A 12,404-nucleotide genomic window follows, 5' to 3' on the forward strand; every position below is an offset into this window, starting at 1 on the left:
TCAGGCCTCGAGGACCAGCCAGCCGCCGTGATGCTCGAAGACCTCGAAGGGCCGGCCCGTCGAGGCGCCGAGTTCGCGCAGTGCGTCGGCGTCGAACGTGCGGATGTGGCCGTGGCAGGCGGTGGCCTCGTCCTCGTACGGGACCGCGATCACGACGCGCTCGCGGGCGATGCGCAGGGCCTCGGCGACGACCGCGGCACCCGTCGCGGGATCCACGTGCTCGAGGAGGTGGACGGCGGTGACGGTGTCGGCGCTGTCGTCAGGCACAGGGACGTTCGCGGCGTCGCACACGAGGGTGTCGATGGGGATGCCGAGCTGCGGGGCGACGGCGTCGAGCAGCGTCATGGTGCCCGGCAGGATGTCGGTCGCGGTGACGGGGACGCCTGCGCGGGCCAGGCGCAGCGGCAGGAAGCCGAAGCAGGAGCCCAGGTCGAGGACGCTGCCGCGGACCAGTTCGGCGGCCTTGTCGTGGATCGGGGCGAAGTCGGCGGTGCCGTTCTGGAGATCCTCGAGCGAGTTCCGGTAGTAGACGGTCCAGGAGTCGAGCGCGCCGGGCACGGTCGACCGGACCAGCCCCACCATGGTGAGTTCGAACTCCACCTGCCCGAAGCTCGCGTCGCCGATGGAAGCGGTCACCTCGGCGACCAGGCGTTCGCTCAGTGCGTCCGGCCCCAGCGAGTGGCGAACGTGCAGCGCGTCGCCGGTCCTGGTGAGCGAGAGGGGGCCGCTGGGGACGCGCTCGACGGTGACGTGGTCGTGCGACCACCGACCGGGTGTGCAGGGGGCGAGCGAATCAAGCGTCATGGTGGGCGGCCCCGTTCAGGAGTGGTTCGTGCAGGTCGGCGAGGCCGGTGTAGAGCACCCGACTGCCCTGGGAGATGAGGTCGATCAGGTCGAGGGACTCGTCGGTCAGCCACGTCTCGTATGCCCCGAGTGCGACGCCGAGCATGAGGTAGCCGACGGTCTTGGGGAGCTGGTCGGTGGGCTCGAGGCCCAGTCGTTGCGCGACGTACTCGGCGATCACCCTGCGCCAGCCGTCGTACATCACCACCGAGTACGCCTGCAACGCCGGCACGACGAAGATCAACTCCATGCGACGCCGGTGGCCTTCCGCGACCTCGGGCGGAAAACTGTTGAACGCCAACACGACCGAGACGAGGCTGTCGAGGATCGACATGTCGGCGGGCGTCTCCGCGAGCATGGTGCGCATCTCCGACATGTGCGCGTCGAAGTCGCCCCACGGCACCGCGTTCTTCGACGGGAAGTACCGGAAGAACGTGCGACGCGCGATGCCGGCGGCCTCGGCGATGTCGTCGACGCTGGTGTCGTCGAACCCGCGGGCAGCGAACAGGTCGATGCCGACCGCGGCAATGCGGTCACGTGTCGTGGTCGGTCTCCTACCGATTCGCGTCGACGGGTTCCTGCGAGTTCGCACCTGTGTGGCCTCCTTCACTAGTCATTGTGCACCCAATGCCATTACAGTGGTGAGTCGAGTCACAGTGAAGAAGTCACTATGACCACAGACTCCGATCCCGGGGTCCGATTTGGAGGAGGAATCGATGTCCGATCGCGACAGTGTCATTTCTGCCAACGAGAACCAGCTCGTCGAGGAATCCCTCGTCGAAGAGGTTTCCATCGACGGCATGTGCGGCGTGTACTGATCGTGTCCACACCAGCCGCCGGCAGCAGCTCGTCGGCCGGCACGATCGATCTCGACGCGGCGTGGAAGCTTCACCCGCAGGTGGCGCTGCGCCCCGAACCTTTCGGGGCGCTGCTCTACCACTTCGGAACGCGCAAGCTCTCGTTCCTGAAGAACCGGACCATCGTCGCGATCGTCGAATCCCTGCCGGAGCACCCGGACGTCCGGGCAGCTCTGTCGGCGCAGGGCATCGAGGAGGATGCGGCACGGCCGTATCTGCGCGCCCTCGAGACCCTGGCCGACTCGCACATGATCGTGCCGTCCTGAGCTCTGTCTCATCTCCACACATGCACCCAACCAGACATCCCCGATGTGAGGACGCAGCCCCATGACCTCAGTTCTCGAGCCGCCCGCCCCCAAGGTGGGTCGGCTAGTCGACCAGTTCGAACTCGGTCTCGACGCGCCGATCTGCCTCACGTGGGAACTCACCTACGCCTGCAACTTGTCCTGCGTGCACTGCCTGTCGTCCTCGGGACGTCGGGACCCGCGCGAGCTGTCCACCGAGCAGTGCAAGTCGATCATCGACGAGTTGCAGCGCATGCAGGTGTTCTACGTCAACATCGGCGGTGGCGAGCCCACGGTGCGCTCCGACTTCTGGGAGCTCGTCGACTACGCGACCGAGCACCAGGTGGGCGTGAAGTTCTCCACCAACGGCGTCAAGATCGACAAGAAGGTCGCCGAGCGCCTCGCGGCCAGCGACTACGTGGACGTGCAGATCTCGCTCGACGGCGCGACCGCCGAAGTCAACGACGCGGTGCGCGGCCCGGGTTCGTTCGCGATGGCGGTCCGGGCGCTCGAGAATCTGGCGGAGGCCGGGTTCAAGGACGCGAAGATCTCGGTCGTCGTCACCCGGCAGAACGTGAGCCAGCTCGACGACTTCAAGGAGCTCGCCGACAAGTACGGTGCGACGCTGCGCATCACGCGGCTGCGTCCGTCCGGTCGCGGTGCCGACGTGTGGGACGAGTTGCATCCCACGCTGGACCAGCAGCGCGAGTTGTACGACTGGCTGGTCGCGAACGGCGAGGGCGTCCTGACGGGCGACTCGTTCTTCCACCTGTCCGCGTACGGTGACGCGTTGCCGGGCCTGAACCTGTGTGGTGCGGGTCGCGTCGTGTGCCTGATCGACCCGATCGGCGACGTGTACGCGTGCCCGTTCGCGATCCACGACCAGTTCCTCGCCGGAAACATCGTCTCGGACGGTGGTTTCCAGCAGGTCTGGCAGCATTCGGAGCTGTTCCAGGATCTGCGGTCGCCGCAGACCGGTGGCGCGTGCGCCAAGTGCGACCACTACGACTCGTGCCGCGGCGGCTGCATGGCGGCCAAGTTCTTCACCGGCCTGCCGATGGACGGCCCGGACCCCGAGTGCGTCCAGGGATACGGCGAGTCGGCGCTCGCGGCCGACCGCAGTGTGCCCAAGTCCAGCCAGGACCATTCGCGGACCGGTAAGCGTGCCGAGCGTCGCACGCCGCAGGCGCCGGTTCCGCTCACCTTGCTGACCCGTCCGCCGGCCAAGATCTGTGACGAAAATCCGCTTGCCGGGATGTAGTTCCCGATGGCCGAATGTCGCACGCGTGCAGTCCAACTGAACGTGTACGACATTCGGCCGGAACCCCTTGATCGAAAGAAGAGTGTGATGGCCAAGAGTGCCTGGTTCGAGACGGTTGCCGAAGCGCAGCGTCGCGCGCAGAAGCGCCTGCCCAAGTCGGTGTATGCGGCGCTCGTCGCGGGCTCCGAGAAGGGTCTGACCGTCGATGACAACATCGCGGCATTCACCGAACTCGGGTTCGCGCCGCACGTCGCCGGACTGTCCGGAGAGCGTGACCTCTCGACGACCGTGATGGGCCAGCCCATTTCGATGCCCGTGATGATCTCGCCCACCGGTGTGCAGGCCGTGCACCCGGACGGCGAGGTCGCGGTTGCGCGCGCCGCCGCCGCGCGGGGCACCGCGATCGGGCTCAGCTCGTTCGCGAGCAAGTCCATCGAGGAGGTGGCGGCGGCTAATCCGCAGACCTTCTTCCAGATGTACTGGGTGGGCGACCGAGACACGCTGCTCCAGCGCATGGAGCGGGCTCGCGCGGCGGGGGCGACCGGACTGATCATCACGCTGGACTGGTCGTTCTCCAACGGTCGCGACTGGGGCAGCCCGTCGATCCCGGAGAAGATGGACCTCAAGGCGATGTTCCAGTTCGCGCCCGAGGGCATCACCCGCCCGAAGTGGCTGTGGGAGTTCGCCAAGACCGGCAAGGTTCCGGATCTGACGACGCCGAACCTTGCGGCGCCGGGCCAGGCGCCGCCCACGTTCTTCGGTGCGTACGGCCAGTGGATGGGCACGCCTCTCCCGACGTGGGAGGACGTCGCGTGGCTGCGTGAGCAGTGGGGCGGACCGTTCATGCTCAAGGGCGTCATGCGCGTCGACGACGCCAAGCGGGCACTCGACGCCGGCTGTTCGGCGATCTCGGTGTCGAACCACGGCGGCAACAATCTCGACGGCACCCCCGCACCGATCCGTGCGCTGCCGGCGATCGCCGAGGCCGTGGGCGATCAGCTCGAGGTCGTGCTCGACGGCGGCATCCGCCGCGGCAGCGACGTCGTCAAGGCGCTCGCGCTCGGCGCGCGGGCCGTCATGATCGGCCGTGCGTACCTGTGGGGCCTGTCGGCCAACGGCCAGGCCGGTGTCGAGAACGTCCTCGACATCCTCCGCGGTGGCATCGACTCGGCCGTCCTGGGCCTGGGCCACAAGTCGATTCACGATCTCAGTGCCAACGACCTGGTGATCCCGGAGGGTTTCCGCCGCGACCTGGGCGTCGGCTAGAAGACCGCGCGCCAGCGGATGCGCGGCAGTCTCACCGAGCAGTTCACCCTGGCCGGGCGCACCGCCCGGTCCAGGGTGCTGTTCGGCCCGCACGAGACCAACCTGGGTGACGGCCGGGGGCTGTCGCCGCGACATGTCGCGTATTACGAGCGCCGGGCGCGGGGCGGTGCCGGGCTGATCGTCACCGAGACCGCGTCGGTGCACCAGAGCGACTGGCCCTACGAGCGGGCACCGCTCGCCGCGGACTGCGAACCGGGTTGGCGCGCGGTGGCCGACGCGTGCCGCCCGCACGAAACGCTGGTGCTCGCGGGTCTCGGCCATACCGGGCTGCAGGGGTCGAGTGCGTGGTCGCAGTCCGCGCTGTGGGCGCCGTCCCGGTTCCCGGATCCGGTGTCGCGTGAGCTGCCGATGGAGATGGAGTCCGGCGAGATCGATGCGCTCGTCGAAGGTTTCGCATCGGCTGCGCGGCTTGCGGTGTCTGCGGGCATCGACGGCGTCGAACTCGATGCGGGCGCTTTCTCCCTGCTGCGGCAGTTCCATTCCGGACTGACCAACCGTCGCGCCGACGGCTACGGCGACGACCGATTGCGCCTCACCCGCGAGGTGGTCGCCGCGGTGCGCGCCGAACTGGGTGCCGACCGGATCCTCTCGCTGCGGCTCAGCTGCGACGAACTCGCACCGTGGGCCGGTGTCACCCCCGACGAGGCCGTCGAACAGGTTCGCGCGCTAGCGGATTCACTGGACCTGCTCGTGGTCGTGCGCGGCGGCCCGTTCGCCACCGACGCCTACCGCCCGGACCTGGGTACCGGCCCCGGATTCAACCTCGACCTGTGCCGGTCGATGCGGGCGGCCGCCGACGGTCGCATCCCGGTCGTGCTGCAGGGCAGTGTCGTCGACGCCGAGCAGGCCCAGCATGCCCTCGACGACGGCGACGCCGATCTGGTCGAGATGACGCGGGCGCAGATCGCGGACCCCGACCTGGTCACGCGTGTGCGGGACGGCCTCGATCCGCGTCCGTGCGTGCTGTGCAACCAGACCTGCCTGGTGCGTGATCCGCGCAATCCGATCGTCACCTGCATCGGCAATCCGTCGGCCGGGTACGAGACGGTCGATCCCGAACCCGTCGTCGTCGCGGCGCCGGCGGCGGCGCTCGTGGTGGGCGGTGGTCCCGCCGGGCTCGAGGCGGCGCGGGTACTGGCGCGGCGTGGCTTCCGGGTGACGTTGACGGAGAAGGCTGCTCGGACGGGCGGCATGGTCCGCACGGCTGCCGTCGGGAGCGGGCGGGCGCGGTTGGCGGGGCTCGTCGACTGGCTCGAGGGGGAGTGCCGCCTGCTCGGGGTGGAGATCCGGACGGGCATCGAGATCGGTGTGGACGGTGTGGAGGATGCGCAGCGCGGCGGCGGGGTCGTCGTCGTGGCGACGGGGAGCACCGCGCGTCCGGCTCTGTGCCCGGTCGAGGAAGGTGTGCAGGCCGTCACCGCCGCCGACGTGCTGGCGGGCGTGCCGCTCGACCCCGGTCCGGTACTGGTGTCCGATCCGGTCGGCGGTCCCGTCGCGGTGTCGGTGGCGTCGTTGCTGGCGGCCCGCGGCCGGGTGGTCGCGATCGCCACGCCGGATCAGTTGATCGGATCGAGACTGGGGCCCACGGGGGATCTGACGGGGGCGAACAAGCGTCTGGCGGCCGCCGGTGTGACGTCGCATCTGGCGGTTGTCCCGGTGGGTGGGAGAGCGGGAGAAGTGTTGCTGCAGAACCGCTTCACGGGGGTTTCATTCGGCGTACCGTGCTCGGTACTGGTGGACTGCTCGGCTCCTCTGCCGAACGAGCAACCGGTCGGTGCGGCAACGAGGGTCGGCGATTGTGTCGCCCCGCGCACAGTTCTCGAAGCCGTCCGCGAGGGGCGTCTCGCGGCAGTGTCGGCGGTGCCGTCGATATCGGAAGTATCGGCGGCGCCCGGGCACCGGTCCACGCCAGTCAACGAGATTGTCACGGGATAGGAGATCACGGTGGGACAGTTCGACGGCAAGGTCGCCTTCATCACGGGTGCGGCGCGCGGCCAGGGCCGCACGCACGCGGTGCGGTTGGCACGGGAGGGTGCCGCGATCATCGCGGTGGATGTCTGCAAGAGCGTCACCGACGACAACACGTACGACGCGGCGACGTCCGAGGACTTCGCCGAGACGGTGCGCCTCGTCGAGGCCGAGGGCGCGAAGATCTACGCCCGTGAGGCGGACGTCCGCGACAGTGCGGCGCTGAGGGCCGTCGTCGATGCGGGTGTGGAGCAGTTCGGTCGGCTCGATGTCGTGATCGCGAACGCCGGCATCTGCAACTGGAACCGATTCTGGGAGATGTCGGACGAGCAGTGGGAGACGCTGATCGACATCAACCTCACCGGAGCGTTCAAGACGCTCAAGGCGGCGGTGCCGGCGATGATCGAGGCGGGCAACGGTGGCTCCATCATCGTCGTCAGCTCGGTGGCCGGTATCAAGGCACTGCCGGGCCAGGCGCACTACGCGGCGTCGAAGTTCGGTCTGGTCGGACTGACACAGGCCGCCGCGAAGGAGTTGGGCGAGTACCGGATCCGGGTCAACTCGATCCACCCGTACGGCGTCAACACGCATATGGGTACCGATCAGGGCAGCCTGGTGATCCTGCAGCAGTACCCGCACTACGGTCCGAACTTCGCACCGATCCTCACCGAGAAGCCGATCGCCGACCCGGACGACATCTCGGATGCGGTGCTGTGGTTGGCCGGGGACGGGTCCAAGACCGTCACGGCCAGCCAGGTGGCGCTGGACCAGGGCAACACCAAGGTCTGACCGAGCTGTATCCGATGTTGTTCTCCCCGCTCCGCCTGGGCTCGCGCACGCTGGCCAACCGGGTCGTGTTCACCGCGCACCTGACGAACTATGCGTGCGGTGGCCTGCCCACCGAGCAGCACGCCGCGTACTACGCGGCCCGGGCCGCCGGCGGGGTGGGGATGATCGTCACCGAGGAGCAGTGCGTCCATCCGTCGGATTGGCCGTACGAGAAGGTGATTCACGGGTACCGCCCGGAGGTGGTCGAGGGGTATCGCAGGATCACCGACGCCGTGCACGAGCACGGCGCGGTGATCCTCGCGCAGCTCAATCACAACGGAGGGCAGGGGTCCGGGATGTATTCCCGCCGCCCGCTGTGGGCGCCGAGTCCGGTGCCGGACCCGCTGTTCCGGGAGGTCCCCAAGGCGCTCACCGCGGACGAGATCGCGGAACTGGTCGCCGGGTACGCGACCGTTGCCGGGCACTGCCGCGACGGCGGATTCGACGGCGTCGAACTGCAGGCGTCGCAGTCGTCGCTGATCCGCGGATTCCTCGCGCGACAGACGAATCTGCGGACCGACGGCTACGGCGGTCCGGTCGAGAACCGGGCGCGTTTCCTGCTCGAGGTGATCGCGGCGGTGCGGGAGGCCATCGGGTCGGATCTCGTTCTGGGCGTGCGCCTCTCAGGTGACGAGCAGGTGTCCGGCGGCATCGTGCTCGACGAGGCGGTGGCCGTGGCGCGGCTGGTGGAGGCGACGGGCGTCGTCGACTACATCAACACCACGATGGGGGTGGCGACCGAGACGCTGCATCTGGTGGAACCGTCCATGGCGACGCCACGCGGATACGCACTGCACATCTCCGATGCCATCCGGCGCGGTGTCGCGCTGCCGGTGGTGGGGGTGGGGCGGCTCAAGGATCCGGCCGAGGCGGAGCGCGCGCTGGTGGAGGGCCGCTGCGATCTGATCGGGGTGGTGCGCGGTCAGATCGCCGACCCGGAGTTCGTGGCGAAGGCCCGGCGGGGTGCCGCTGACGAGATCCGTACCTGCCTGTCGTGCAATCAGGAGTGCGTCGGGCGGATGGGTCTGGGCCGGTGGCTCGGATGTGTCGAGAATCCGCGCGCGGGTAGGGAATCGGTGCCGCTGCCGCAGTCGCGTATGCCCGAGCGACGAGTCGTGGTGGTCGGTGGCGGCCCGGCGGGGTTGTCCGCCGCGGCGACGGCGGCCGAGCGCGGGCACCGTGTGACGCTGTTCGAGCGGTCGGAGGTGCTGGGCGGGCAGATCCGGGTGGCGGCGTCGGCGGCAGGTCGTGGTGAACTCGGCGATCTGGTGCGGAACCTGGTCGGGGAGTGCGAGCGCCGAGGTGTGCTGATCGAGACGGGTGTGGAAGTCGACGTCGACCTGCTCGACGGGCTGGCGCCGGATGTCGTCGTCGTGGCGACCGGTGCGCGTCCGGTCCTGCCGTGGTGGGCGGGGGAGTGTGCGCGGGTCGTCCATGCCCGGGACGTTCTCGAGGGGCGGGCGGATCCGGACGGCCGTGTGCTGGTGGTGGACGAGCTCGGTTTCCATCAGGGGCCGTCGGTGGCGGAGACGTTGGCGGCGCGGGGGTGTGCGGTGACGATCGCTGCGCCGGGGATGATCGTCGGGCAGGATCTCGGCATCACTCTCGACATGGAGGGGTGGCAGCGGCGGGCGCACCGTGCGGGCATCGTGCAGTGGACCGATGTCGGTGTCACCGGTGTCGTCGAGGAATCCGGTGGCCTACGGGTGGCGATGGACCACCACCTGACGGGTCGGGCACGGACGAACGTGTTCGACTGGGTGGTCTGCGCAACCCATCAGGAGCCGGACGAAGAGCTGTGGAAGACGCTGTCGGGCAGTGGTTCTGGATCCTTCGAGGTGTACCGCATCGGGGACGCCGTCACGCCGCGGCGCTCGCATGCCGCGGTGCTGGAGGGGCATCGAGTGGCGGTGTCGCTGTAGGCCCTGCATCTCACGCAGCTCGTCGCCCCACCGGGCAGGCCGCAGTCGCTCGGCTCAGACGCTGATCAAACGGAGGACGATCGCGGCGACGGCGAGGAGTCCGAGGAAGGCCGCTCCGCCGATGTTCTTGTCACCGGCCCGCAGGTGCATGGTGACGGCGCCGATGAAGTAGAGGGTGACGCCGATGGCGGCGGCGACACCGATCCACGGCACCCACAGTCCGACGACGAGTCCGATGGCGCCGAGTGCCTTCAGTGCGGCGAGTTTCGGGAACCAGGAGTCGTGCGCTCCTGCATTGCGCATGCTGGTGGTCACCTGCTCGTTCCGGGTGGCGGTCAGGAACGCGGAGGCGGTGAGCGCAAGCGTCAGCAGGACGGCGACGACGGCGTAGGCGATGAACATGTGTGATTCCGATCGATTGAGGGACCCTAATCGTTGCAAGGTATCAATGATTGCGACAGGTAAACAATAGGGGTCCTGATACGGTGGCGGGATGACGTCGACGCGTGCAGCGACAGTGCCGACCGAACGCCTCGGCTTCCTCCTCGCGTTCCGCGGTGAACTGGCCGGAATCCGGTTGAGGGGCGCGCTCGCCGTCACCGGGCTTCGATCGCGCCAGGCGATGACTCTGCTGCACCTCGGTCACGGTTCGATCGGGCAGCGCCAGCTCGCCGACGCGATGGGTGTCGATCCGAGTCAGCTGGTGGCAATCCTCAATGACCTCGAGTCGGCGGGGTTGGCCGAGCGTCGTCGAGATCCCGCGGACCGCCGCAGGCACATCGTCGAGATCACCCCCGAGGGGGCGCGCACGGTCACTCGTATCGAGCAGGCCCTCGGGGACGCGGACGCCGAACTGTTCGCCGAGCTGTCCGACGAGGAGTCGGCCGCGTTGCAGGCTCTGCTCGAGCGGGTCCGGGTGAACGGCGCCGGCGTCGAATGCACCGAGGACTGATGGACGGGACGATTCGTCTCGCCGAGGCACGTTGGCCCGACATCGCCCGGGACGCCCTGACGGTCGCGGTCCCGGTCGGGTCGTTCGAGCAGCACGGCCCGCACCTGCCGCTGGACACCGACACCCGGATCGCGTCGGCGGTGACCCGCGTGCTGACCGGCGTGACCGCGGCGCCCGCGATCGAGTACGGCGCCAGTGGTGAGCACGAGGGCTTCGCCGGCACGATTTCCATCGGAACCGCGGCGCTCGAGACGCTGCTCGTCGAGTACGGCCGCTCGGTGTGCCGGTGGGCGCGGCGTGTGGTGTTCGTCAACGGGCACGGTGGTAACGGTCCGGCGCTGGTGAAGGCCGTCGAGTTGCTGCGCTACGAGGGCCGCGACGTGGCCTGGCTTCCGTGTGCGGTCCCCGGCGCCGACGCGCATGCCGGGCGAACGGAAACATCTCTGCTGCTGCATCTTTCACCGCAGGCCGTGGCGATGGAGCGGGCGGAGCCGGGGAACACCGCGCCGATCGTCGAGTTGATGCCGCAGCTGCGGGCGGGCGGCATGGCGGCCGCGACCGCCAATGGCATTCTCGGCGATCCCACCGGGGCGTCCGCGGAGGAGGGGGAGCGGTTGTTCGCCGACCTCGTCCGCCGGGCCGACTCGGCGATCGAGGGGTGGACTCTGCGGCCGGACGGGCGCCTCGCCTGACGAAAGTGACGATTCGTCCGGGTTTTCTGCAGCAAGTTGTGTCCGTTACCGAATCGAGCCTTACGATCGTCTGATGCAACATGCACGCCTCCCCGACGGGTTCGGGATCCGCATCGATCCCAAGGTGCGTGCCTATTCCGGTGGCCGCGTCCTGATCGGCGGCTCACCGATGCGCATGCTCAAGCTCGCGCCGGCCGCTGCCGCGATGATCGGCGACGGCTATCTCGAGGTCGTCGACTCGCAGACCGCGGTGGTCGCCCGGCACCTGCTCGACTCCGGTGTCGGGAACCCGCGCCCCATGACCACTCCGTCGCCCGGCGACGTCACCGTCGTGGTGCCGTTGCGGGACAACGTCGACGGCATCGCCCGTCTCGTCCCGGCACTGAAGGGCCTCAATGTGGTCGTCGTCGACGACGGGTCCGCGACGCCGCTCGAGCTTCCGGACCTGTCCGGCTGCACCGCGCACGTGACGCTCCTGCGGCACGAGTCCTCCCGTGGCCCGGCCGCGGCCCGGAACACCGGATTGCGCGCCGCACAAACACCTTTCGTGGCCTTCCTGGATTCGGATGTGCTACCGAAGACGGGTTGGCTCGAACGAATGCTCGGCCACTTCAGTGATCCCGCGGTCGCGTTGGTCGCGCCGCGGATCGTCGCCCTCGAACCCGAGGGTTCGATGCTGGCCCGCTACGAGCACGCGCGGTCGTCGCTGGATCTCGGGCGGAAGGAAGCAGCGGTCCGCTCGGGCAGTCCGGTGTCGTACGTACCGAGCGCGGCCATGCTGGTGCGCCGGGACGTCCTGTCCGAGCTGGGTGGGTTCGACGAGTCGATGCACGTCGCCGAGGACGTCGACCTGTGCTGGCGGCTCCAGGAGGGCGGCTGGCGCCTGCGCTACGAGCCGGTCGCGCACGTCGCGCACGACCACCGCGTGTCGTTCGGGAAGTGGTTCACCCGCAAGCTGTTCTACGGGACCGGGGCAGCGCCGCTGGCGGCCCGGCACGAGGGCATGGTGCCGCCGGTAGCGATGTCGAAGTGGACGTTGTTCGCGGTCCTCGCGGCCGCGACGTGCACCCGGATCGGGCTGCTCGGCAGTCTCGCCACCCTGCTGGTGACGATGCTCCGCCTGCGTCGCACGTTCCGTGAGCTGGACCAGCCCACACGCATCGCCGCGATCCTCGCGGCGCGTGGTTTCGTGGGCGGCGCATGGCAGCTCGCGTCCGCGATGTGCCGGCACTACTGGCCGGTGACCCTGCTGGCGGTCGTGCTGTCCCGCCGGATCCGGCGGCTGGCCTTGATCGTCGCGGTCACCGAGGGCGTCGTGGACTGGTCGACGCACCGTGAGCCCGGCGGGCTGGGACCGGTGCGGCACACCGCGTTCAAACGACTCGACGACGTCGCGTACGGCGCGGGGCTGTGGAAGGGCGCCGCCCGTGCCCGCGACCTGCGGGCGTTGACGCCGCGCATCGGTAGCTGA

13 protein-coding genes are annotated in these 12,404 nt (G+C 69.1%); 10 read left to right on the forward strand and 3 right to left on the reverse strand.

The genetic code is table 11. The features are described 5' to 3' along the window. Together mftM and mftR are read right to left on the reverse strand one after the other, a co-directional pair. Positions 1-804, reverse strand: a complete 804-nt coding sequence (mftM, locus tag IJ15_RS0107445) for a mycofactocin oligosaccharide methyltransferase MftM (protein ID WP_031937713.1) — start codon at positions 802-804, stop codon at positions 1-3. Further along, positions 794-1,435: a mycofactocin system transcriptional regulator gene (mftR, locus tag IJ15_RS0107450; protein ID WP_031937714.1), complete on the reverse strand. Its 642-nt coding sequence runs from the start codon at positions 1,433-1,435 to the stop codon at positions 794-796. Before mftR ends, mftM begins: the two co-directional genes overlap by 11 nt. Positions 1,436-1,559: 124 nt before the next feature. On the opposite strand from mftR, the gene mftA reads away from it, so the two are divergent. The 7 genes from mftA (at position 1,560) to IJ15_RS0107485 (ending at position 9,289) form a co-directional block, all read left to right on the forward strand. Next, complete coding sequence (mftA, locus tag IJ15_RS25535) at positions 1,560-1,661, forward strand: mycofactocin precursor MftA (protein WP_156112048.1); 102 nt, start codon at positions 1,560-1,562, stop codon at positions 1,659-1,661. Then, positions 1,646-1,966, forward strand: a complete 321-nt coding sequence (mftB, locus tag IJ15_RS0107460) for a mycofactocin biosynthesis chaperone MftB (protein ID WP_031937715.1) — start codon at positions 1,646-1,648, stop codon at positions 1,964-1,966. The genes mftA and mftB overlap by 16 nt, the downstream gene beginning before the upstream one ends. Before the next feature lie 61 nt (positions 1,967-2,027). Then, positions 2,028-3,245: a mycofactocin radical SAM maturase gene (mftC, locus tag IJ15_RS0107465; RefSeq protein ID WP_031937716.1), complete on the forward strand. Its 1,218-nt coding sequence runs from the start codon at positions 2,028-2,030 to the stop codon at positions 3,243-3,245. Between the two features lie 87 nt (positions 3,246-3,332). Next, positions 3,333-4,511, forward strand: coding sequence for a pre-mycofactocin synthase MftD (mftD, locus tag IJ15_RS0107470; RefSeq protein ID WP_031937717.1), 1,179 nt, complete (start codon positions 3,333-3,335; stop codon positions 4,509-4,511). Positions 4,512-4,529: 18 nt separating this feature from the next. Continuing rightward, positions 4,530-6,506, forward strand: coding sequence for a mycofactocin system FadH/OYE family oxidoreductase 1 (locus IJ15_RS0107475; RefSeq protein WP_051918616.1), 1,977 nt, complete (start codon positions 4,530-4,532; stop codon positions 6,504-6,506). Between the two features lie 9 nt (positions 6,507-6,515). Beyond that, a complete protein-coding gene (locus IJ15_RS0107480) occupies positions 6,516-7,328 on the forward strand; it encodes a mycofactocin-coupled SDR family oxidoreductase (RefSeq protein ID WP_031937719.1) in 813 nt (270 codons plus the stop codon). A gap of 14 nt (positions 7,329-7,342) precedes the next feature. Next, positions 7,343-9,289, forward strand: a complete 1,947-nt coding sequence (locus tag IJ15_RS0107485) for a mycofactocin system FadH/OYE family oxidoreductase 2 (protein ID WP_031937720.1) — start codon at positions 7,343-7,345, stop codon at positions 9,287-9,289. A gap of 54 nt (positions 9,290-9,343) precedes the next feature. Here IJ15_RS0107485 and IJ15_RS0107490 read toward each other — a convergent pair whose 3' ends face one another. Beyond that, positions 9,344-9,691: a DoxX family protein gene (locus tag IJ15_RS0107490; protein ID WP_031937721.1), complete on the reverse strand. Its 348-nt coding sequence runs from the start codon at positions 9,689-9,691 to the stop codon at positions 9,344-9,346. Between the two features lie 91 nt (positions 9,692-9,782). Here IJ15_RS0107490 and IJ15_RS0107495 point away from each other — a divergent pair, with 91 nt between their 5' ends. The 3 genes from IJ15_RS0107495 to mftF all read left to right on the forward strand — a co-directional run bounded on the left by IJ15_RS0107495 (position 9,783) and on the right by mftF (position 12,404). Further along, positions 9,783-10,241: a MarR family winged helix-turn-helix transcriptional regulator gene (locus IJ15_RS0107495; RefSeq protein ID WP_031937722.1), complete on the forward strand. Its 459-nt coding sequence runs from the start codon at positions 9,783-9,785 to the stop codon at positions 10,239-10,241. Further along, positions 10,241-10,933 carry a mycofactocin biosynthesis peptidyl-dipeptidase MftE gene (mftE, locus tag IJ15_RS0107500; RefSeq protein WP_031937723.1) on the forward strand — a complete coding sequence of 231 codons (693 nt, stop codon included), beginning with the start codon at positions 10,241-10,243 and terminating at the stop codon, positions 10,931-10,933. The genes IJ15_RS0107495 and mftE overlap by 1 nt, the downstream gene beginning before the upstream one ends. Positions 10,934-11,006: 73 nt before the next feature. Then, entirely contained in the window at positions 11,007-12,404 is a 1,398-nt protein-coding gene (mftF, locus tag IJ15_RS0107505) for a mycofactocin biosynthesis glycosyltransferase MftF (protein WP_031937724.1), read from the forward strand.

Origin of the sequence: Prescottella defluvii (assembly GCF_000738775.1) — a bacterium.
GTDB lineage: Bacteria > Actinomycetota > Actinomycetes > Mycobacteriales > Mycobacteriaceae > Prescottella > Prescottella defluvii.